Raw genomic sequence first — 21,472 nt, forward strand, 5'->3', positions numbered from 1 at the left:
TCAGGGCGTGACAGTGGGAACGCGCAGTTCCACCTTGAGGTCGCCGTCGTAGTAGCCGGGGCGTTTGCTGCTGACCGGCACGCGGGGGGTATCCAGCGTCAGTGGCGTGGGCACGCAGAACACCGGCTGCGTCATGCCGGGCAACAGCACCAGGCGCAGCTTTGCGGTATCGATGCCGTGCAGCAGTTGCTCAACACCGTTGCGCATGGGCAAAGCGCTGCCGTTGTGATCGAGGGTGACGGTGTAGTCCACGCGCTGCGTGGCGTCGCTGCCGCCGTCGGTATGCCAGACCGAATAGCCGGAAGGTCCCGGAGGACGTGGCCCGCTGTCGCGCACGGTGACGCCCAGGTACTGGCTTTGCGAGCCCAGACCGTCATACAGGCACATGTCGAGTTGGGTTCGGCCGCCGACGGTCTGTGCAATCGGGTCGTACTGCAGGTTCAGGCCGACGTGCGGGGTGACCTGGTCGAACAGCGGGAAGTAGATGGAGACCGCGTTGTAGTCGGTGATGGTGAACTCGAATGCAAAGGTGTATTCAGCCAGCAACGCACCCGCGATTTCGCTGTACATGCCAAGCACCAGCTGTGCACGCCATTTTCCTGCTACGAGCCGATTCAACTCAGAGACAGGGACTCGGAGACTCGCTCCAATGCCGGCCGACTGGTCTCTCCCGCAAACATCGATGTCCGCAGCCCAAAGAGGCCTGATTACAGGTGCCCAATAGTCGGACGAGCAGGCCTGCCCGGTCATGGGGCGGCGTCGGCTACCGATTGCCCGGATTTCCTCTCGCAGGCCTGATCTGGTTTCGATTGCCTGAATCCATATTTCTCCGGCGCCATGCAAGCTCGCCTCTGAGCCGAGCACAGGGCACTTGCCGTTGGATGATTCGCTAGCCGACGAGCAGACAAGATGGGATTTTGCGTAGGGGAGTCCGCCTGTTGATTGGTAGGCGAGCAATGTATCTGCCGCCCACAACTCGATATCCCCAGGCATCGCAGCGCGATCCCAGCTCATCACGATGTCGCGATGCTCACTCGTCGGATGCGTTTCCGGCGGCCGCTGCGCCATCGCCCGCGGCGCCAGTACCACCAGCGCACACAACACCACCATCACCCACCACACCCGCCGGTTCACTGCGCACCTCCCGCTGCCGCGGTCTGCGGCGTGGCGGCAATCAATGCCTGCTCCTGCAGCAGTCGCGTCACCCGTGCCTGATGGCGGATGTTGGCAGGCAGCTGCGCCACGGCCAGCGGTTCGCACTGCACGGCACCCACCAGCATCACCACGCTGCGGCGCTCGCGCACCTGCAGCGGGCAGTGCAGCAGGCGGTCGTCCTGCAGCAGGTACAGGGTCTTCTCGCGTCGTGGGAAGTCGGCCACGAAGCCTCCGTTGTTGCCGGTGCCGGGCACCGGCGCATTGAGAATGCGGGCGCCGCGCAGCGGTGCACCGGCGATGTCGTGGGCGTTGCCGATGAAGGTGTAGGTCACTTCAATCGGCACCGGCATGCGCACCAGCCGCCCGGGCGAGAGAAACAGCGGGCGCGCACCGCCCACACCGCTCACACGCACCGCGGCGATGCTGTCCAGTGCGCTGGCGTCCTGCACTTCGGCGCGGTGCGATTGGTAGGCGGACACCGGCAGCAGGCGGCGTTCGCCCAGCTTCAGCCGCTGCCGGCGCAGTCCACCCACCTGCAGTTCGGCGGCAACGCCGGTCAGGTCCAGGTCGTCGGTGTCATCCACCTGCACCGCCAGCCCGGCATCGGCGCCCACGCCTGCGCCCCAGTACAGCCCACGCGAGCCGATGGCCAGGCCGGAACTGTGCGTGGCGCTGTACGCCACTTCATTGCCACCCTGGTGCTGGTAGCGCGATACCGTGGCACCGGTCTGGCCGATGCGGTTCTGCAGCTGCCCGCTGAGCGTGGCGCTGTAGCGTTCGTTGTTGTTGCCGCGCAGTTCGCCCGACACTTCGCGGTACTGGTCTTCGTATTCCTGGCGCAGGGTCTGACCGGCGCTGTAGTTGACGTCCGGCCGTGCATGCTGCGGCTGGCGCACATCCAGGCCGTAGCGACGCTGCGAACTGCCGTGGTCGCCGCGCTGCAGGCGGTTGAGGCTGACGTTGAAATAGATGCCGCGGTCACGACCATCGCGCAGGCCGCCGCCACTGGTCTGCTGCCACACGCCGATGCGGCTGGAGACACTGAACTCGCCGCAGCGCTGGCTGCGACTGTAGCTGGCCTGCCAGGTGCGGCTGAGCTGCGGCACGCGCGTGGGCTGTGGCACCCACGGCGGCAACAGCGGGTCGAGCCCGGCCAGCGGGTCATCCCCCAGCCCCGGCTGCAGCGTGCCTGCGCGCCAGGTCTGACGGCGGGTGTAGGCCACGTAGGCGTTGCCGCCCGCCACCGGCAGCGCCATCGAGGCGCTGAGCGAATCAGCACAACCGAGCCGGTCGCGTGCGTCGTCCTCGAACTGGCAGGCACGGCCGCGCATGCGCTGGTGGTACACATTCCACGAGGCGCGGCGACGATACGAAAGCTGATGCTGCTGGCCACGGCTGCCATCGCTGCCGTGCATGCCGCTGAAGGTGCCGCGAATCTCCTGGGTGGCGAACACATGGCGCAGGTCCAGCCGCAGTTCGCCATAGCTGAAGCCGCCGAGGTCGGCGATGCCGGCCGTCACTGCCACGTTGCGCGATACCGGCACGCGCAGGCCGGCCATCGCTGCCAGCTCGTCGTTGAAACGGTCGCTGCGGCGCTCGTTACGGCGGCCACCCTGCATGAACCACTGCACGCTGCTGTCGGTCCAGTCGCCACCCTTGTCGAATGGCGCGTCCTCGCTGCGCACCAGCACACCGTCTTCGTAGATGCGCAGGGTGACGGTGTAGTTGCCCAGCGGAAACCGGCGCGTATCGAGCTGGTTGATACCGGCCTGCAGGTAGAAGGTCTGCAGCAGGCGCTCGCCATCGAACGCATCCACCCGTGCATCGCGTGCCAGCAGCACGGTGAGCGGCGTGGCTTGTACGGCGGCCGCCGAATCCACGTAGGCCTGCGTGGTGCCCAGGCGCAGGCCTTGGAAGCGGTCCATCGGCAGCATGCTGAAGCTGAAGGTGCCGCCCTGCGGACTGCTCAGGTTGCGGCGGTCCATGCGCCCGGCCTGCAGGTAGTGCTGCTGCCCCAGGTCATGGCGGTAATAGGCGTTGTCCAGCTGGAAGTCGCGGTTGGCGCGGCCGCCGCGATAGTGCTGCTGGCTGAAGGTCCAATCGGCAGACAGGTGCCCGCGCTGCAACACGCCCAGCGCGCCCATGCCCTGCGCGGCCAGCGACTGGTAGCTGCGGCCGCCGCTGACGTTGAGCGTGTGCTGGTGCAGGAAGGCATTTTCGGCATTGGCGCTGACCTGGTGGTAGCGCTCGGCGGCCGGTTCGCCGGGAATCCATTGGCGGGCGACGAACAGGCGCACGGCGCCCTCGCCTTCGTCATACAGCGCGCGCACGGCGGTGGGCTCTTCGGGGGGATCGATGTAACCGCAACCGGCGCTGGCGCCACCGTAACGGCAGGCCAGATGGCTGTTGCGCGGTAGCGGCTGCGACAGCGCTGGCAACAACGCGGCCTGTGCCTCGGCGGGCAGCTGCAATGCCTGCAGCGCATCGGCCGGGGCTTCCAGCTGCACGTGCTCCAGGGTCACGCGCACCGGCACCAGCCCGGTCGAGCGACCGAACAGGCGCACCTCGAGTTGTTCGGTCTGGCCTTCGACCAGATCCTCGAAACCGGCGGGAACGCCTCGCGCCGCGACCAGGGGCGTGGCCAACGACAGGGCGAGCGCGACCGCCAGCCGGGTGACGGCGGGTGCGGGAAATTTCATGGGGGTGTTACCGGAAGCGGCCGGCCCGGGATGCGGGCCGGCGCGGGCGCGTTACGGGCTGGCGGTCTTCTGCTGCATGGCGATGGTGACGATGCCTTCGTAGGTACCGCCCTTGGCGATCGGCGCCTGGGTGGTCTGCGCAATGCGCAGCGGCATCGGGATCGATGCGCCCGGCAGCGCGCCGTCGAACAGGTCGGAGGCGGTGAAGTCCTGTGCGGCCACGGTGAGCGCCTTGCCGTTGAGGCTGACGGTCAGTGGTACCGGGGCGCCGCTGCCATCGGTATTGAGCAGCTGCGGGGCGCTGCCGACGCGCACTTCGATGTCCTTGTCTTCGTCGTTGGAGTAGATGCGCACCTGCTGGGTCCAGGGCACCAGGCCGCTAACCGGGTTGTGGACCAGGTTCACGACGGAGTCCAGCGCGGTGCCATCGGCCTTCAGCAGGGCCAGGGTCGGGTCGACGTTGGCCCAGACCTTGATGTCGGCGTCGAACGCGTTGGCGGACAGCGAAACGGTGGCCAGCGCTGCAGCGAGCGTGGCCTTCTTCAGAATGGCGTGCATGTGTGTCTCTCTCGGACAGGGGGAATTTGAAAGCCCCCCTCCCCAAGGAGAAAGGGAGGGAGGCGCCGCCCGTGGAGGTGGTCACGGGCGACGAGAGAATGGTAGGTAGGCCTACCGCACGCAGGCCATGCAACGATTCCTAAAGAGCTGGACGTTAAGAAGAATTCTTGAGGGCTTTCAATGTTTGAGGATTATGCAAATTTCCTCACGACTTGAATGCAAGAAACCTCATTGCGTTGCATTTGTGGCGTCGAGCGATACTCGACTGTCGCTTGAGGCGCACCGTGTGCGCATGAGTCGAGCACGGCTCGACGCTACGTGTAGAAATCGCGAACGACCTTCAATGCGCAGGCACCACGGCGACGTACTCCACATCAATGTCGATGGGCTTGAAGCGGTGCGTATCCACCTCACCGTGCAGCTCCACCACGGTGGTCGCGCTGACGGCCTGGTGGCTGGGCAGATCCTTGTCGTCGATTTCCACATCGATCTCACCGGTGGCGTCCTTGAAGCGGTAGCGCTCGTGGCCGATCCTGGCCACCAGCGTGCCCCGCAGCACCACCGGCTGATCGTCACGCTGGGCGCGCGCCTCGGCCACCGTGGTGACGGCATGGGTGGCGCCCGGGCCGGTGTACTGGGCAAAGGCCCCAGCGCTGAGCAGGCTCAACGTGGTGGCGATGAGCGCAAGGGTGAGTCGTCGGTTCATGGTGTTGTCCATGCAGGGATAGGTGCCCACAGCTTCCTTCGTCTCGACTGTGGCGCCCATGCAATAACTCCGAAAAGATGTGAAAACGACATCCAATGTCAGAAACCATTCATCGTGGACCCGACACGTCTTTCAGGAATGATTCCGAGCGCATTTTCTGCGGCCTTCCGGCGTGCGCTGGGGTGTTCGCCGAGCCGGTATGCGGAGTCGTAGTTCAGCTGCCGCGTCTTGCTTTTGTAGCGTCGAGCAGGACTCGACGCTGCAGACACATGCTCACGCACGACGGGATGGCATCAGGCCGCCGTGCGGCGGCCTGACGGGTCCCACTCAACGATGCAATCTCAGAAGAAGATTGCGTACAGGATCAGCAGCGGAATCGGCACGCCCAACAGCCAGAGCAGAATCATTTTCATCTCAGGTCTCCTCGTTCAAAGGTCGCGGCGGCGGCCGCCCCAGGTGGCGCTGAGGCTGGCGAAGAACGCGCCGATCAGCAGGGTGATGAACAGCCACAGCGCGGCATACGCTGCGGCCTTGCGGGCATCGTCGGCCGCCTGCTTGGCGGTGGTCTTTGCCTTCTCCAGCGCGGCACGCATGCGCGTCTGCACATCGGTCACACGGGCCTGCGCTTCGGCCGGGCTCATGCCGGTCTCGCGCGCGATGAGCTGCGACAGGTACTGGGTATCGGCCGGGTCGAGGCCATCGCCTTGCAGGCTGTTGACGATGATGCGGTTCACTTCGGCGCGGACTTCGCGGCGGTCGCCCACCGGGCCGTTGCCCGGCATCGGGCGTGGCGGCGGACCCATGCGCGCGTCGCGCGGGCCGACACTAGCGGCCGGCGGCGGCGGCGAGGGAGCATTCGGATCCATCGGCGCACCCGGCGGCGGCGCTGTCGGATCAGACGGCCCTGCGCTGGTCGTGCTGCGGAACAGTGAATCCACCCAGTAGTTGAGGTCGCCTTCCGGGGCCGCCGCAGCAGTGCTGCCCGCGCCCGCTGCGGCAACGCCGGCCGTGGATGCGGCAGCGCCTGCGGCGGCACCCGCCACCTTTGCGCCGGCGCCCAGCACGCCACCGATGGCCGATGTGAGCAGGCCCGCGGTCAGCAGCGTGGCCACCGCCCACGACACGAAGCCATGCGCGGTATCGCGGAAATAGGTTTCATCGCCATGGATCTGCGTCCACTTGGTACGCAGGCGGCCCGCCAGATAGCCACCCAGGCCGGACGCGGCCAATGCGGTGAAGGTGAGCCAGATGATGCTGGACCAACCGAAGGTCTCTTTGCTGACGCCTTCGAACGACCATGGCGACACCGACGACAGGCCGAGGCCAACACCGAGGATCAGCAGGATGAGGGAGAGTGCAGCGGCAGCGGTGGCGCCAGCGAAGATCGCGCCCCAGGAAACGGCGCTTTCGCTGGGAGGGGCGACGATGGGGGCGGTGACGACGGCGGCGACGTCAGGGCCGAGCGGTCCGCGCTCGGGTGGGTCGAATCGGGTATTCATCGGGATGGACGCTCCATTTCAGGTGCTGCGGATGCAGCTGGCGTCCTGAGGCTGCGCGAGCGCTTGTGAAGCTGGTGAGACCCTTGAATCACGCGGTCTTGGCGCGATGAAGCGCGTGCCAACCAAGGTTGGCACCTACCGAAGGCGGGTGCGGCGGTAGATCCGCGCCATGCGTGGATGGGAAAGCGTGCCAACCAAGGTTGGCACCTACCGAAGGCGGTTGCGGTGGTAGATCCGCGCCGTGCACGGATGGGAAAGCGTGCCAACCAAGGTTGGCACCTACCGAAGGCGGTTGCGGTGGTAGATCCACGCCGTGCGTGGATGATTTTTCGCGGGCGCCGAAATCGTGCGGACCAACGGTCCGCACCTACCAGGTCCGCCCCAAAAAAACGCCCCGCGGATGCGGGGCGTTCTTCTCACAACTCACGCGGGGCGATCAGCCCTGGTAGTCGCGCACGTCGCTGCCGGTGTAGACCTGGCGCGGACGGCCGATCTTCATTTCCGGATCAACCTGCTGTTCCAGCCAATGCGAGACCCAGCCGGAGGTACGGCCCAGGGCGAACATGACGGTGAACATTTCGGTCGGGATCTGCAGCGCCTTGTAGATGATGCCGCTGTAGAAATCGACGTTCGGGTACAGCTTGCGGGCGACGAAGTACTCGTCCTGCAGGGCGGCCTGTTCCAGCTTCACGGCCACGTCCAGCAGCGGATCCTGCACGCCCAGCTGCTTGAGCACCTTGCTGGTCATCTCGCCGATGACCTTGGCGCGCGGGTCGAAGTTCTTGTAGACGCGGTGGCCGAAGCCCATCAGGCGGAAGCCGGAGGTCTTGTCCTTGGCCTTGACCACGGCGGACTCGACGTTGTCGGCAGTGCCGATCTCTTCCAGCATCTTCAGCACGGCTTCGTTGGCACCGCCGTGGGCCGGACCCCACAGCGCGGTGACGCCAGCGGCGACCGACGCGTACGGGTTGGCACCGGTCGAACCGACCAGGCGCACGGTCGAGGTCGAGGCGTTCTGCTCGTGGTCGGCGTGCAGGATGAACAGCAGGTCCAGCGCCTTCACCACGTCCGGGTTCAGGTCGTACTGGCCGTCAGCCGACTCGAAGGTCTGCTTCAGGAAGCGGCTGACGTAGTCCAGCGAGGTGTCCGGCTTGTTGGCCGGCAGGCCCTTGCCGTGGCGGTAGATCAGCGCCGACAGGGTCGGCACCTTGGCGATCAGGCGCACGGCGGCCTGGCGGCGCTGTTCGGCGTCGGACAGGTCCAGCGAGTCGTGGTAGATGGCCGACAGCTGCGCGATTGCAGCGGCCAGGATCGCCATCGGATGGGCATCCTTGGCGAAGCTGCCGATCAGGGTGTTGATCGACTCATCGACGTTGGCTTCGGCGGTCAGCTCATCGGTGAAGGCCTTCAGCTGCTCGGCGCTCGGGCGCTCGCCGTTGATCAGCAGGTAGGCCACTTCGACGTAGCTCGACTTTTCCGACAGCTGTTCGATCGGGTAGCCGCGGTACAGCAGCACGCCCTTGTCGCCGTCGATGTAGGTGATGGCGGACTTGCAGCTGGCCGTCGCGGTGAAGCCGGAATCGTAGGTGAAGAACCCCGTTTCCTTGGTCAGCTTCGCGATGTCGACGCAGTCGTTGCCAAGGGTGGGTTTGATGACGGGCAGAACGACCGACTTGTCGCCGGCGTTGAGCGTGACCTGATCAAGATCGGACACTGTGTGCGCTCCTTCATGGGAAGGCGCCTGCCCAAGCGCATTGGTCAGGCACGTGAATGACGTCCTCGGCCTGTGCCGGGGATCAGGTCATTATCGCACAGCAGCATTTGCCCGGCGCTAGACAGAAGTCGTATACGACAGGCAGCCAGACACCGGCCGTTGAGCGGCCCGGATCGGCAAAAGCGTTGTCACACGAACGCAGTGTTCCGTCCATCCAAACGCCCGTTGGGTTGGCGTTGGGGAAAAACAAACGGCCGCGCAGAGCGCGGCCGTTGGTTCGAAGCTGGATCGACAGATCAGCGCGCGTAGCGCTTCTGGAACTTGTCGATACGGCCCGAGGTGTCGATGACCTTGTGCTTGCCCGTGTAGAACGGGTGCGAAGCCGAGGAAATTTCAACCTTGACCAGCGGGTATTCGTTGCCGTCTTCCCACTGGATGGTTTCCTTCGTCGCCATGGTCGAGCGGGTCAGGATCTTGAAATCGGAGGTGACGTCATGGAAGACGACGTCGCGGTAGTTCGGATGGATATCGGCCTTCATGGGCTCACACCGTAAATGGGCTGGTGGTCAAGAGCGGCATTATAAGCACCGGTTGCCGCCCGGGGCAACCGGTGCCGGTCAATCGACGTCAGTCCGCACCCAGGGCCTGGCGCACCAGGGCCTCGAAACGCTGCTGGTCGTAGGCCATCAGCAGATCGCAGTTGTCCGGCTGGCCGGTCTGGCGGTTCCAGTCGACGATGGTGGCGCCGCGGCTGAACGTGCCGTTCAGCTCCACGTTCAGCGGGCGCGACTCGACCCGCAGCTGCCCTTCCGGGTTCAGCGCCCAGGCCATGGCCACCGCATCGGCGGTGTACCAGCGCCCGCCCTTGCTGTCTTCGGACAGGCCACGGGTCTTGCGCGAGATCAGTTCGTAGAAGCGGGCGCGATCGGAATCGGCCTGCAGCCACTTCTCGGCGTCCTGCAGCGGCAGGCCATGGGCGACAGTGGCCTCCCAGTCCGACACCAGCAGGTGCTTGAACGAGGTGAACACCACGTGCGCCGCTTCCGGGTCGAACGCAATGTTGAATTCGGCCGCCGGGGTGATGTTGCCGTGGCAGGTGACCGCGCCGCCCATCACCACGATGCGCTTGATGCGCTCGGGCAGGGTCGGGTCCAGCTTCAGTGCCAGGGCAAGGTTGGTCAGCGGGCCCAGCATCACCAGCATCAGTTCGCCGGCGTGCTCGTGCGACAGGCGCAGGATGGCCAGTGCGGCGTGTTCGGCTTCAGCCTGGCGGCTCGGCGGCGGCAGGTCCACGTCGCCGTAGCCGTCACGGCCATGCACGTGGGCAGCGTCAACGGAGGGATGCAGCAGCGGATCCGGGCTGCCGGCAAACACCGGCACGTCGGCGCGGCCGACGATGTCGCAGAGCTTGAGGGCGTTGCGGACGGTGTATTCGAGGCCGACATTGCCGGCGGCGATGGTCAGGGCGACCACGTCGTGCCGTTCATCGGCGAAGGCCATTAGCAGGGCCAGGGCGTCGTCCACACCGGGGTCGGTGTCGATCAACAGCGGGATCTTGTGGGTCATCGTTGCCGTCTTCAGATCGGCAACGAAGTGTGGACCGGGATGATGACCGTTGCAAGTATGGGGGTTGGGGTTCGGCAGGGCTGCGCCCTGCACCCGCCGAATCAACGGCAAACGCCGAATCAACGGCAAAAGCTGGTTTCCTGGGGGATGGCGGGGCGGATCCGGTTGCGGGGGACGCTGCAAGTACGTCCATGTAGCTCGGTCGCCGCATCCATGCGGCTCACGCCCCCGCAACCGGATCCACCCCGCCTTCGACAGATTTCCGCGGCTGTTGGTGGGTGTCGACCTTGGTCGACACATCCATGCAATGCGTGGATGAACATGGAGTAGATCCACGCCACGCGTGGATGCGTGGACCAAGGTCCACACCCATCAAGGTGGCGCTACGCCGAGGCGTAACGCACGGCGGTGCCGATCCAGCGCTGCACCACGCGGTCGGCGAGCGTGGGTTGCTGGGCCAGCAGGCGCTCGGCCAGGTCGTGCACGCCGGGCAGCAGGCCGGCATCGCGGGCCAGGTCGGCGATGCGGAAACCGGCCAGGCCGGTCTGGCGGGTGCCGAGCAGTTCGCCGGGGCCGCGCAGTTCCAGATCCTTTTCGGCAATGACGAAACCATCGTTGGTTTCGCGCATGGTCTGCAGGCGCTCGCGTGCCATCTGCGAGAGCGGTGCCTGGTACAGCAGCACGCAGCGCGACACCGCCGAACCGCGGCCAACACGGCCGCGCAGCTGGTGCAGCTGGGCCAGGCCGAGGCGTTCGGCGTTCTCGATCACCATCAACGAGGCGTTCGGTACGTCCACGCCCACTTCGATGACGGTGGTCGCCACCAGCAGGTCGATCTGCCCGGCCTTGAACGCCACCATCGTGGCCAGCTTTTCCGCAGCTTTCAGGCGGCCATGCACCAGCCCCACGCGTACGCCGGGCAGCAGCGCCTGCAGCGATTCGTAGGTGGCCTGCGCGGGCGTAGCGTCCAGCTCTTCGCTTTCCTCGATGAGCGTGCACACCCAGTACACCTGCCGCCCTTCCTGGCAGGCCAGGGCGATGCGCTCGATCAGCTCCGGGCGACGATCGTTGTTCAATGCGACGGTCTGCACCGGGGTGCGGCCCGGCGGCAGTTCGTCGATGGCCGAGACATCCAGGTCGGCGTATTCGGACATCGCCAGCGTGCGCGGAATCGGTGTTGCGGTCATCACCAGCTGGTGCGGCACGCTGTTGCCGCCTGCGCCCTTGTCGCGCAGCGCCAGCCGCTGGTGCACGCCGAAGCGATGCTGCTCGTCGACGATGGCCAGGGCGAGATCCTGGAACACCACCGCCTCCTGCATCAGCGCGTGGGTACCCACCACCACCTGCGCTTCGCCGCTGGCGACCTGCTCCATCACCTTGGCGCGCGCCTTGCCGGTGACCTTGCCGGCCAGCCAGGCGATGCGCACGCCGAGCGGTTCCAGCCAGCCGCGCAGGTTGTTGAGATGCTGTTCGGCCAGCAGTTCGGTGGGCGCAGCCAATGCAACCTGCTTGCCCTGCTCCACCGCCAGCATCGCCGCCAGCGCGGCGACCACGGTCTTGCCGGAACCGACGTCGCCCTGCACCAGCCGCAGCATCGGGCTGGGCCGCGCGAGGTCCTCGCGGATCTGCTTGAACACGCGCGCCTGTGCGCCGGTCAGGGCGAACGGCAGCTGCTTCAGCAGCGCCTTGGCCAGTTTGCCGGGGCCGGCCAGCGGCGGCGCATGGTGCGCCTGCAACGCGATGCGCTGGCGACGCAGGCTGAGGTGGTGGGCCAGCAGCTCTTCCATCGCCAGGCGGCGCTGCGCCGGGTGGGTGCCGGCGGCCAGCGCGGCCAGATCGGCATCTGGTGGCGGCCGGTGCACGGTCAGCAGCGCGCTGCGCAGCGACGGCAGGCCGAGGCCATCGAGCCAGCCGCTGGGCAGCAGTTCCAGCGTGCCTTCCTCGGGCAGGCGGTCCAGCGCCTGGCCGATCAGCTTGCGCATGGTCATCGGGCCGACGCCTTCGACGGTGGGATACACCGGGTCGAGGCGGTCGCCGAGTTCGGGATCGTCGTTGCGGCCCAGTACCTGGTAGCTGGGGTGGACGATTTCCAGGCCGAGCTGGCCCGGTTTGGGCGTGCCGAAGCAGCGCAGCCGGTTGCCGACCGCGAACTGGCCGACCTGCTGCTGGCGGAAGTGGAAGAAGCGCAGCACCAGGGTGCCCCGCCCTTCGTCTTCCACTGCCACTTTCAGCATCGGCCGGTAGCGCATGCCGCGCTCGACCGCGACCACCCGCCCTTCCACCTGGGCCGGCACGCCGTTACGCAGGTCTTCGATGCGGGTCAGCCGGGTCCGGTCTTCATAGCGCAGCGGCAGATGAAGCCAGAGATCCTGCAGGGTGGCCAGGCCACGCGCCTGCAGTTTGGCGGCCACGGCCGGACCGACGCCCGCGAGCATCGCCAGGGATGCTTCGCCGGACGGTGACAGGACCGGGGTGACCGCCGCCTTGCGTGCCACGTGGCGGTCAGTCGATGACCATCACCGCGTCGACCTCGAAGTTGGCGCCCTTCGGCAGGCCGGAGACTTCGATGGTGGAACGGGCCGGGTACGGGGCCTGGAAGTAGTCCTGCATGACCGCGTTGACCTTGGCGAACTCGCCCAGATCGGTCAGGTACAGGCCCAGACGCACGACCTTGTCCAGCGAGCCACCAGCGGCTTCGGCCACGGCCTTGAGGTTGTCGAAGGCTCGGCGGGCCTGTGCTTCGACGTCACCCGCGCCGACGATGTCGCCGGTGGCCGGGTCGAGCGGGATCTGGCCGGAGAAGTACACGGTGTTGCCGGCGCGCACGGCCTGCGAGTACGGGCCGATGGCGGCGGGAGCCTTTTCGGTGTTGATGATCTGGCGGGACATGGGTCGCTCCGGTGCTTGGGGGAAAACAGAGCGCTGATTGTACCGGCTGGGGGTGCATCCACGCATGGCGTGGATCCACCGCACCGCTCCGGTAGTGCCGGCCGCTGGCCGGCAACCTCATGAACATCGGAAGCACCGCGAAGTTGCCGGCCAGCGGCCGACACTGCCGGGCCCGCGCAGGACCTACTGACGGCGTACCGACTGCACGACCGACAGACGACGCAGGCGGCGCATCACTTCGGCCAGGTGGTTGCGGTCGCGTACCTGGATGTTGAACGCCAGCACGGCGGCGTTGAAGTCGCGGTCCAGGTAGTCCACGCGCTCGATGTTGGAATGGCTCTGGGCGATGGCGGCGGCCAGCTGCGCCAGCACGCCGGTGCCGTTCTCTACTTCCACCACCAGCGAAGTGTCGTAGTCGCCGGAGACGGTGGTGTCCCAGCCGATCGGCACCCAGCGCTCGGGCGACTTGCGCAGCTCGGCCAGGTTCGGGCAGTCCATGCGGTGCACCACGATGCCCTTGCCGGCGGTGTGGTAGCCCATGATCTCGTCGCCGGGAATCGGCTGGCAGCAGCCGGCGAAGGTGACCACGCCGCGCTCGCTGCCGTTGATCAGGATCTTTTCCTGCGAATGGTGGCGCGAATGCGGGCCGCCACGCAGTTCGGCGTAGGCCATCAGCGCCTGCGCGGCCTGGGTCGGCATCCAGTTGCCCAGCGCCACCTCGGCCAGCAGCGCCTCCAGACGCGGGAAACGGTGCTCGGCCAGGAACGCATCCAGGCGCCCCTTCGGCAGCCGTTCCAGCGACGAATCCATCGCCTCCAGCGCACGGTCGAGCATGCGGTGGCCGAGCTGCACGGCATCTTCGTGCTCCAGCTGCTTGAGCTGGTGGCGGATGGCAGTGCGCGCCTTGCTGGTGACCACGAATTCCAGCCACTGCGGTTTCGGCGTGGCCGAGCGCGCGGTGATGATCTCCACCGACTGCCCCGACACCAGCTTGGTGCGCAGTGGCACCAGTTTCTTGTCCACGCGCGAGGCCACCGCCATGTTGCCGACATCGGTATGCACGGCGTAGGCGAAATCGAGCGCGGTGGAATTGCGCGGCAGGGCCAGGATCTTGCCCTTCGGCGTGAACAGGTAGACCTCGTCCGGGAACAGGTCGACCTTGACGTTGTCGAGGAACTCCAGCGAGGAGCCGGCGGCGCGCTGCGAGTCGATCAGCTCGACGATCCAGGCGTGGGCACGGCTCTGCGCGCTGTTGGGCGAATCGCCACCAAACTTGTAGGTCCAGTGCGCGGCCACGCCGCGCTCGGCGATCAGGTCCATTTCCTCGGTACGGATCTGCACTTCGATCGGCGAGCCATACGGCCCGAACAGCACGGTGTGCAGCGACTGGTAGCCGTTGGCCTTGGGAATGGCGATGAAATCGCGGAAGCGGCCATCCAGCGGTTTGAAGGTGGCATGCACCGAACCCAGCGCGTGGTAACAGCTGGGCACGCTGCGCACGACCAGGCGGAAGCCGAACACGTCCATCACCTGGTCGAAGGATTTGTTCTCGTCGCGCATCTTGTTGTAGATGCTCCACGGGGTCTTGATGCGGCTGATCAGCCGATGCTCGATCCCCTCCTTGGCCAGGCGCTGCGACAGCTGCACTTCCACCTGCGCCATCGCCTCGCGGCGCACCACCGGCTGGCTGCGGATGTGTTTTTCAATGATGGCGTGGCGCCACGGGTAGAGCGCCTTGAAGCCGAGGTTCTGCAGCTCGCTCTTGACCAGGCTCATGCCCAGGCGCTGGGCGATGGGTGCGTAGATCTCCAGCGTCTCGCGGGCGATGCGGCCGCGCGCTTCGCGGCTCTGCGCGCCCAGCGTGCGCATGTTGTGCAGGCGGTCGGCCAGCTTGATCATGATCACGCGCAGGTCGCGCGACATCGCCAGCAGCATCTTGCGGAAGCTCTCGGCGGCCGCTTCCTGGCGGTCGCGGAACTTCAGCTTGTCCAGCTTGGTCACGCCGTCGACCAGTTCGGCCACGGCTTCGCCGAACTCGGCAGCCAGCGCCTCGCGGGTGAGCGGGGTGTCTTCGATGGTGTCGTGCAGGATCGCGGCGATCAGCGCTTCCACGTCCAGGCCGAGCTCGGCCAGCACCTGGGCCACGGCCACCGGATGGGTGATATAGGGCTCGCCCGACTTGCGCGTCTGCCCAGCGTGCGCGGAGGCACCGACTTCCCAGGCACGGCGCAGCAGCGGCAGCTGTTCCGGCGGCAGGTAATGGGCGGCGCGTTCAAGCTGGAGGACGTAGTCGGGTACGGCGGCAGCGGGGGCTGCGGCGACCTTGGCAGTGGGGCCTGGGTTCATGCCCGAAGCCTATTCCAGCGCGACGTTTACGGCAAATCCTGAATGCGAAACAGCCCGCACGGGGCGGGCTGTTCGGCGATCCAGCAATGACGTTGATCGATGCGATCAATCGTCGTTCTTGGACATGTCTTCGTCGGCGACCACTTCGGCGGCAGCCCACTCCAGCGCTTCGCGCTCGGCGCGCTCACGCTCGGCCTTCTCGACTTCGTCGATCAGCGCGTTGTCGATCTTGCGGGCGGCGATTTCGCGCAGCGCCAGCACGGTCGGCTTGTCCTCGGTCTCGCTGTTGTCCAGCGTGGCCTGCACGCCGTTGGCGAGCTGGCGGGCACGCTTGGAAGCCATCATGACCAGTTCGAAACGGTTGTTAACGACTTCCAGGCAATCTTCTACGGTGATGCGGGCCATACGGGCTCCCGGCGACCGGTCGGCCGCTCAGTCGAATGAGGGAAAGGGGACGGAGTGTACTGGCAGGGGCTGGACAAAATCAAGCCAACCCCCACCCGATTCTTTTGGAATCAGTCAGTTGCACCCGGATCGGGGGTCAGCAGAGCCTGGATCAGGCCGGCGTGGCGGACCTTCTGGGCCTCCCGGCGCAGGCGGCTGGCGGTGAAGATGGCGCACAGCTCGTCCACGGCGGTGTCGAACACCTCGTTGACGATGACGTAGTCGAACTCGTTGAAGTGCAGCATTTCATCGCGTGCCGCGCCCAGGCGCTGGGCGATGACCGCCTCGCTGTCCTGGCCGCGCTTGCGCATGCGGTCCTGCAGGGCCTGCTTGGACGGCGGCAGGATGAACACGGTGACCGTGCCCGGCACCAGCTGGCGCACCTGCTGCGCACCCTGCCAGTCGATTTCCAGCAGCACGTCCTGGCCGGCGGCCAGCTGCGGCTCCACCGACTGCCGGGCGGTGCCCTTCCAGTCGCCGTGCACCCAGGCATGCTCGAAGAAGTCGCCGGCGGCGATCATTTCCTCGAACCTCTCCGCAGAGACGAAATGGTAGTGCTGGCCGTTCACTTCACCCGGGCGCATCGCGCGCGAGGTGAAGGAGATCGACAGGGCGATCTGCGGGTCACGCGCCAGGGTGGCGTTGACGATGCTGCTCTTGCCGGCGCCGGACGGGGCGGCCACGATGTACAGCGTGCCGCGCGCAACGGCGTCCGACGGCTTCGACGGGGCGCTCATGCGCGGAACCCAATTGGTTGATTTCGCAAAATTTTTCCTCGGTGTTCCAGGTCCGGCGCGGAGGATCGCGCCAGGACGGCGGGGGCTGCGCGGAACATCCTGGAACCAGGCCCGGCAGACGCTTCCCCAGGGGGCGGGCACGCAACTTTACCAGAGCAGGCCCTTTCCGGGCCCGTCCGGCAGGCGCCGCGCCTTGTGCCACATGGGCATCCGGAGGCCTGTGCTATAACCGGCCCGTACCCAACGACAGCCCGGAGGCCTGCGCCTCCCCGCCATCCCAGGAGAACGGCATGCCATCGATGAGCCGCCGCCAGTTCCTGAAAGTGACCGGGACAACCCTGGTCGGCTCCAGCCTGGCATTGATGGGCTTCGCGCCCGGCATCGCGCTCGCGGAGGTCAGGCAGTACAAGCTGACCCGCGCGACCGAGACCCGCAACACCTGTACCTACTGTTCGGTGGCCTGCGGCATCCTGATGTACAGCCTCGGCGATGGTGCCAAGAACGCCGAACCGAGCATTTTCCACATCGAGGGCGACCCGGACCATCCGGTGAACCGCGGCACGCTGTGCCCGAAGGGCGCCGGCCTGGCCGACATCATCCACAGCAAGTCGCGCCTGCTCTACCCCGAGTACCGCGCGCCGGGCTCGAACGAGTGGAAGCGGCTGAGCTGGGACGATGCGCTGGACCGCATCGCGCGGCTGATGAAGGAAGACCGCGATGCCAACTTCGTGCAGAAGAACGAGGCCGGGCAGACGGTCAACCGCTGGCTGACGACCGGCATGCTGGCGGCCTCGGCCACCAGCAATGAAACCGCGGTGCTGACCCACAAGGTCGTGCGCTCCCTTGGCATGTTGGCATTCGACAACCAGGCACGTGTCTGACACGGCCCGACGGTGGCAGGTCTTGCCCCGACGCTAGGCCGTGGTGCGATGACGAATCACTGGGTCGACATCAAGAATGCCGACCTGATCCTGATCATGGGTGGCAATGCCGCCGAGGCGCACCCGTGCGGGTTCAAATGGGTGACCGAGGCCAAGGCACACAACAAGGCACGCCTGATCGTGGTCGATCCGCGCTTCAACCGCTCGGCCGCGGTGGCCGACGTGTACGCGCCGATCCGCACCGGTACCGACATCGTGTTCCTGGGGGGCCTGATCAACTACCTGCTGACCGAGGACCGCATCCAGCACGAGTACGTGCTGAACTACACCGACATGTCGTTCCTGGTGAAGGACGAGTTCGCCTTCAAGGACGGCCTGTATTCGGGCTACAACGAAGAGAAGCGCAGCTACGACCGCTCCAGCTGGGACTACGCCTACGGTGATGATGGCTTCGTGCGCAGCGACCCGACGCTGAAGGACCCGCGCTGCGTCTACAACCTGCTCAAGCAGCACTATGCGCGCTACACGGTGGAGATGGTCGAACGCATCTGCGGCACGCCGGCCGACAGCATCCGCCAGATCTGGGACATGATCGCGTCCACCGCCGGCAAGGACAAGGCGATGACCATCCTGTACGCGCTGGGCTGGACGCAGCACTCGATCGGCGCGCAGAACGTGCGTGCCGGCACCATGGTGCAGCTGCTGCTGGGCAACATCGGCGTGGCCGGTGGTGGCATGAACGCCTTGCGAGGGCATTCCAACATCCAGGGCCTGACCGACATCGGCCTGATGTCCGACCTGCTGCCCGGCTACCTGACCCTGCCGAAACAGGACGAGCAGGACTACGAGGCCTACATCGCCAAGCGCACGCAGAAGCCGCTGCGCGCCAACCAGATGTCGTTCTGGCAGAACTACCCGAAGTTCCACGTCAGCCTGATGAAGTCGTGGTGGGGCGATGCCGCCACCGCCGACAACAACTGGTGCTTTGATTACCTGCCCAAGCTGGACAAGCCGTACGACATGCTGCAGGCGTACGAGCTGATGAACGAGGGCAAGATCCATGGCTACATCTGCCAGGGCTTCAATCCGCTGGCCTCGGCGCCGAACAAGGGCAAGCTGATCAGCGCGTTCTCCAAGCTGAAGTTCATGGTCAGCATGGACCCACTGGAGACCGAGACCATCGCCTTCTGGCAGAACCACGGTGCGTTGAACGACGTCGACCCGAGCACGATCCAGACCGAAGTATTCCGCCTGCCGACCACCTCCTTTGCCGAGGAGAACGGCGCGGTGGTGAACTCCTCGCGCTGGCTGCAGTGGCACTGGAAGGGTGCCAACCCACCGGGCGAAGCACGCAGCGACATCGAGATCATGTCCGAGCTGTTCCATCGCATCAAAGCGCTGTACGAGAAGGACGGCGGTGCGTGGTGGGAGCCGGTGCGCGACCTGGCCTGGAACTACGCCAACCCTGAGGTACCCACGCCCGAAGAGCTGGCGATGGAATACAACGGCAAGGCGCTGGCCGACGTGTTCGATCCGAAGGACCCAACCAAGCTGGTGCGCAAGGCCGGCGAGCAGCTGGCCGCATTCGGCGACCTGCGCGACGACGGCAGCACCGCCTCCGGCTGCTGGATCTACATCGGTGCCTGGGGCCCGACCGGCAACATGATGGCGAGGCGTGACAACAGTGACCCCACCGGCATCGGCAACACGCTGGGCTGGGCCTGGGCATGGCCGGCCAATCGTCGCGTGATGTACAACCGCGCCTCGTGCGACGCCGCCGGAAAGCCATTTGATCCACGGCGCACGCTGCTGGCGTGGAACGGGAAAAACTGGGGCAGCGTGGACGTGCCCGACTTCAAGGCCGACGAAGATCCCGCCGGCGGAATGGGCCCGTTCATCATGAACCCGGAGGGCATCGCGCGCTTCTTCGCCAAGGCCGGCATGGCCGAAGGCCCATTCCCTGAGCACTACGAACCGTTCGATACACCGCTGCGCAGCAACCCGCTCAGCCCCGGCCAGGCACTGACGCTGAACAACCCGGCCGCCCGCGTATTCGCCAGCGATCGCGCACAGATCGGTTCACCGGACGAGTTCCCGCATGTGGCCACCACCTACCGACTGACCGAGCATTTCCACTTCTGGACCAAGCACGGCAAGTTGAACGCCATCATCCAGCCCGAGCAGTTCGTCGAGATCGGCGCGGCGTTGGCCGACGAGCTGGGCATCAACAACGGCAGCCGCGTGCGGGTCAGTTCCAAGCGCGGCCACATCGAAGCGGTCGCCATGGTGACCAAGCGCATCAAGGCCCTGCAGATCGATGGCCGGACCGTGCACCAGGTGGGCGTGCCGATCCACTGGGGCTTCCTCGGTGCGGCCAAGCCCGGATACATCGCCAATACGCTGACCAACGCCATCGGTGACGGCAACTCGCAGACGCCCGAATCGAAGTGCATCCTGGTCAAGGTCGAGAAGGTGTAGGAGACACGCCATGTCACTGCAATCCCTGGACATCATCCGCCGCTCGGCCACCACCACGCCCTCGCCGGAGGCGCGTGGTGCGCACACCGGCCAGGTCGCCAAGCTGATCGATGTGAGCAAGTGCATCGGCTGCAAGGCCTGCCAGGTCGCCTGCATGGAGTGGAATGACCTGCGCGACGACGTGGGAAGCTGCGTTGGCAGCTACGACAACCCGCCCGACCTGAGCGATCAGTCGTGGACGGTGATGAAGTTCCGCGAGTACGAGGACGAGAAGGGCAAGCTGGAGTGGCTGATCCGCAAGGAAGGCTGCATGCACTGCAGCGATCCGGGCTGCCTGAAGGCCTGCCCGTCGCCCGGTGCCATCATCCAGTACGCCAACGGCATCGTCGACTTCCAGGAAGAGAACTGCATCGGCTGCGGCTACTGCGTGACCGGTTGTCCGTTCGACGTGCCGCGCATCTCCAAGAAGGACCACAAGGCCTACAAGTGCACGCTGTGTTCGGACCGGGTGGCGGTGGGCCAGGAACCGGCCTGCGTGAAGACCTGCCCGACCGGCGCGATTACCTTCGGCAGCAAGCAGGCGATGACCGAGCATGCGGCCGGACGCGTGGAAGACCTGAAATCGCGCGGCTACGAGAATGCCGGCCTGTACGATCCGCAGGGCGTCGGCGGCACCCACGTGATGTACGTGCTGCAGCACGTGGACAGGCCGGAGCTGTATGCCGACCTGCCCAAGGACCCTCGAATCAGCCCGATGGTGGAAATCTGGAAGGGCGTGGCCAAGCCGCTGGGCGTGCTGGCGATCGCCGCCACTGCCTTCGCCGGCTTCCTGCATTACATCGGCATCGGCCGCAACACGGTCAATGACGAGGAAGAAGAGGAAGCCGAGCACGAGGCGAAGAAGATCGAAGAGGAGCAGCGGCCATGAAGTACGCCCCGCACCCGCGCCAGATCATCCGCTACCGCGCACCGACCCGCATCAACCACTGGATCGTGGCGATCTGCTTCGTGCTGACCGCGCTGTCCGGGCTGGCGCTGTTCCACCCTGCCCTGTTCCCGTTGACCCAGCTGTTCGGTGGCGGCCCCTGGACGCGCATCCTGCATCCGTTCATCGGGCTGGCCATGGTGGTGGGCTTTGCGCTGCTGGCGTTCCGCATGTGGCGCGACAATCTGCCGACCGCCGACGATCGCGCATGGATGCGCGGCATGCGCGATGTACTGCGCAACGAGGATGAGAAGCTGCCGCCGGTGGGCCGTTTCAATGCCGGCCAGAAACTGCTGTTCTGGGCCATCATCGGCTGCCTGTCGGCGCTGCTGCTGACCGGCTTCGTGATCTGGCGGCAGTACTTCAGTCACTTCTTCCCGATCGGGGTGATCCGCTTCTCGGTGCTGGCCCATGCGCTGTTCGGCTGGGTGCTGGTGTGCGCGATCGTGGTGCACATCTATGCCGCGATCTGGATCAAGGGCTCGGTGCGGGCGATGACCCAGGGCAAGGTGACCTATGGGTGGGCGTACAAGCACCACCGGCAGTGGTTCCGGGACATCCTGCGCGGACGTCGGGAAGAGGGTTAGCGGCAGGGCCTGCGGCCCTGCACCCGCAGAGGCAAGGTCAACGTCAAGAGCGGGCTTCCTGAGGGGTGGCGGGGTGGATCCGGTTGCGGGGGACGCCGTCAACCCGTCCTTGGGGGCTTGGCCGCGGCATCCATGCCGCGGACACCCCCGCAACCGGATCCACCCCTCCTTCGACAGTTTCCCGCTGCTGTCGGAATGGCATGAGCTGCTCTTGGTGGGTGTCGACCT

Annotated in this window: 16 protein-coding genes; 3 read left to right on the forward strand and 13 right to left on the reverse strand. The window is 66.2% G+C overall.

Annotation, left to right across the window (positions count from 1 at the left end; all coding sequences use genetic code 11):
- The 13 genes from AC5P60_RS12035 to gmk all read right to left on the reverse strand — a co-directional run bounded on the left by AC5P60_RS12035 (position 1) and on the right by gmk (position 16,313).
- Entirely contained in the window at positions 1-1,110 is a 1,110-nt protein-coding gene (locus AC5P60_RS12035) for a CblD like pilus biogenesis initiator family protein (RefSeq protein ID WP_483693680.1), read from the reverse strand.
- Positions 1,111-1,130: 20 nt separating this feature from the next.
- The gene (locus tag AC5P60_RS12040) at positions 1,131-3,854 is read right to left on the reverse strand and encodes a TcfC E-set like domain-containing protein (protein WP_495201746.1); all 2,724 of its coding nucleotides are present in this window, start codon (positions 3,852-3,854) and stop codon (positions 1,131-1,133) included.
- 51 nt (positions 3,855-3,905) lie between these two features.
- Entirely contained in the window at positions 3,906-4,412 is a 507-nt protein-coding gene (locus AC5P60_RS12045; RefSeq protein ID WP_049453695.1) for a CS1 type fimbrial major subunit, read from the reverse strand.
- Positions 4,413-4,752: 340 nt separating this feature from the next.
- Positions 4,753-5,118, reverse strand: coding sequence for a NirD/YgiW/YdeI family stress tolerance protein (locus tag AC5P60_RS12050; RefSeq protein ID WP_033834960.1), 366 nt, complete (start codon positions 5,116-5,118; stop codon positions 4,753-4,755).
- A 428-nt stretch (positions 5,119-5,546) separates the two neighbouring features.
- A complete protein-coding gene (locus AC5P60_RS12055) occupies positions 5,547-6,617 on the reverse strand; it encodes a hypothetical protein (protein ID WP_483693668.1) in 1,071 nt (356 codons plus the stop codon).
- Between the two features lie 436 nt (positions 6,618-7,053).
- Positions 7,054-8,331 (reverse strand): citrate synthase, encoded by a 1,278-nt coding sequence (locus AC5P60_RS12060; RefSeq protein ID WP_033834945.1) that lies wholly within the window; start codon positions 8,329-8,331, stop codon positions 7,054-7,056.
- Positions 8,332-8,627: 296 nt separating this feature from the next.
- Complete coding sequence (locus tag AC5P60_RS12065; protein ID WP_005410871.1) at positions 8,628-8,870, reverse strand: type B 50S ribosomal protein L31; 243 nt, start codon at positions 8,868-8,870, stop codon at positions 8,628-8,630.
- Between the two features lie 88 nt (positions 8,871-8,958).
- Positions 8,959-9,897, reverse strand: a complete 939-nt coding sequence (locus AC5P60_RS12070) for a nucleoside hydrolase (RefSeq protein ID WP_021203710.1) — start codon at positions 9,895-9,897, stop codon at positions 8,959-8,961.
- Between the two features lie 383 nt (positions 9,898-10,280).
- Positions 10,281-12,392, reverse strand: a complete 2,112-nt coding sequence (gene recG / locus AC5P60_RS12075) for an ATP-dependent DNA helicase RecG (protein ID WP_143994200.1) — start codon at positions 12,390-12,392, stop codon at positions 10,281-10,283.
- A 7-nt stretch (positions 12,393-12,399) separates the two neighbouring features.
- The gene (locus tag AC5P60_RS12080; RefSeq protein WP_005410875.1) at positions 12,400-12,786 is read right to left on the reverse strand and encodes a RidA family protein; all 387 of its coding nucleotides are present in this window, start codon (positions 12,784-12,786) and stop codon (positions 12,400-12,402) included.
- A gap of 183 nt (positions 12,787-12,969) precedes the next feature.
- The gene (locus AC5P60_RS12085) at positions 12,970-15,132 is read right to left on the reverse strand and encodes a RelA/SpoT family protein (RefSeq protein WP_005410876.1); all 2,163 of its coding nucleotides are present in this window, start codon (positions 15,130-15,132) and stop codon (positions 12,970-12,972) included.
- Between the two features lie 105 nt (positions 15,133-15,237).
- A complete protein-coding gene (gene rpoZ / locus AC5P60_RS12090) occupies positions 15,238-15,537 on the reverse strand; it encodes a DNA-directed RNA polymerase subunit omega (protein WP_005410877.1) in 300 nt (99 codons plus the stop codon).
- A gap of 110 nt (positions 15,538-15,647) precedes the next feature.
- The gene (gene gmk / locus AC5P60_RS12095; protein WP_032956072.1) at positions 15,648-16,313 is read right to left on the reverse strand and encodes a guanylate kinase; all 666 of its coding nucleotides are present in this window, start codon (positions 16,311-16,313) and stop codon (positions 15,648-15,650) included.
- Positions 16,314-16,603: 290 nt separating this feature from the next.
- Between gmk and fdnG the strand changes: the two genes are divergently transcribed.
- The 3 genes from fdnG to AC5P60_RS12110 are packed head-to-tail and all read left to right on the forward strand — an operon-like array spanning position 16,604 to position 21,244.
- Positions 16,604-19,672 carry a formate dehydrogenase-N subunit alpha gene (gene fdnG / locus AC5P60_RS12100; RefSeq protein ID WP_141097869.1) on the forward strand — a complete coding sequence of 1,023 codons (3,069 nt, stop codon included), beginning with the start codon at positions 16,604-16,606 and terminating at the stop codon, positions 19,670-19,672.
- A gap of 10 nt (positions 19,673-19,682) precedes the next feature.
- Entirely contained in the window at positions 19,683-20,600 is a 918-nt protein-coding gene (gene fdxH / locus AC5P60_RS12105; RefSeq protein ID WP_483693669.1) for a formate dehydrogenase subunit beta, read from the forward strand.
- Positions 20,597-21,244 (forward strand): formate dehydrogenase subunit gamma, encoded by a 648-nt coding sequence (locus AC5P60_RS12110; RefSeq protein ID WP_005410882.1) that lies wholly within the window; start codon positions 20,597-20,599, stop codon positions 21,242-21,244. The genes fdxH and AC5P60_RS12110 overlap by 4 nt, the downstream gene beginning before the upstream one ends.
- Positions 21,245-21,472 lie beyond the last annotated feature (228 nt).

It is taken from the genome of Stenotrophomonas sp. YJH_SMC_120 (assembly GCF_059368675.1).

What these genes read in the sequence shown, in the direction of transcription:
- rpoZ (WP_005410877.1), bottom strand. Translation starts at nt 15,537, where the DNA reads ATGGCCCGCATCACCGTAGAAGATTGCCTGGAAGTCGTTAACAACCGT.
- AC5P60_RS12035 (WP_483693680.1), bottom strand. Translation starts at nt 1,110, where the DNA reads ATGGTGGTGTTGTGTGCGCTGGTGGTACTGGCGCCGCGGGCGATGGCG.
- fdxH (WP_483693669.1), top strand. Translation starts at nt 19,683, where the DNA reads ATGTCACTGCAATCCCTGGACATCATCCGCCGCTCGGCCACCACCACG.
- AC5P60_RS12110 (WP_005410882.1), top strand. Translation starts at nt 20,597, where the DNA reads ATGAAGTACGCCCCGCACCCGCGCCAGATCATCCGCTACCGCGCACCG.
- AC5P60_RS12070 (WP_021203710.1), bottom strand. Translation starts at nt 9,897, where the DNA reads ATGACCCACAAGATCCCGCTGTTGATCGACACCGACCCCGGTGTGGAC.
- AC5P60_RS12040 (WP_495201746.1), bottom strand. Translation starts at nt 3,854, where the DNA reads ATGAAATTTCCCGCACCCGCCGTCACCCGGCTGGCGGTCGCGCTCGCC.
- AC5P60_RS12045 (WP_049453695.1), bottom strand. Translation starts at nt 4,412, where the DNA reads ATGCACGCCATTCTGAAGAAGGCCACGCTCGCTGCAGCGCTGGCCACC.
- AC5P60_RS12055 (WP_483693668.1), bottom strand. Translation starts at nt 6,617, where the DNA reads ATGAATACCCGATTCGACCCACCCGAGCGCGGACCGCTCGGCCCTGAC.
- AC5P60_RS12085 (WP_005410876.1), bottom strand. Translation starts at nt 15,132, where the DNA reads ATGAACCCAGGCCCCACTGCCAAGGTCGCCGCAGCCCCCGCTGCCGCC.
- AC5P60_RS12080 (WP_005410875.1), bottom strand. Translation starts at nt 12,786, where the DNA reads ATGTCCCGCCAGATCATCAACACCGAAAAGGCTCCCGCCGCCATCGGC.
- AC5P60_RS12065 (WP_005410871.1), bottom strand. Translation starts at nt 8,870, where the DNA reads ATGAAGGCCGATATCCATCCGAACTACCGCGACGTCGTCTTCCATGAC.
- AC5P60_RS12050 (WP_033834960.1), bottom strand. Translation starts at nt 5,118, where the DNA reads ATGAACCGACGACTCACCCTTGCGCTCATCGCCACCACGTTGAGCCTG.
- gmk (WP_032956072.1), bottom strand. Translation starts at nt 16,313, where the DNA reads ATGAGCGCCCCGTCGAAGCCGTCGGACGCCGTTGCGCGCGGCACGCTG.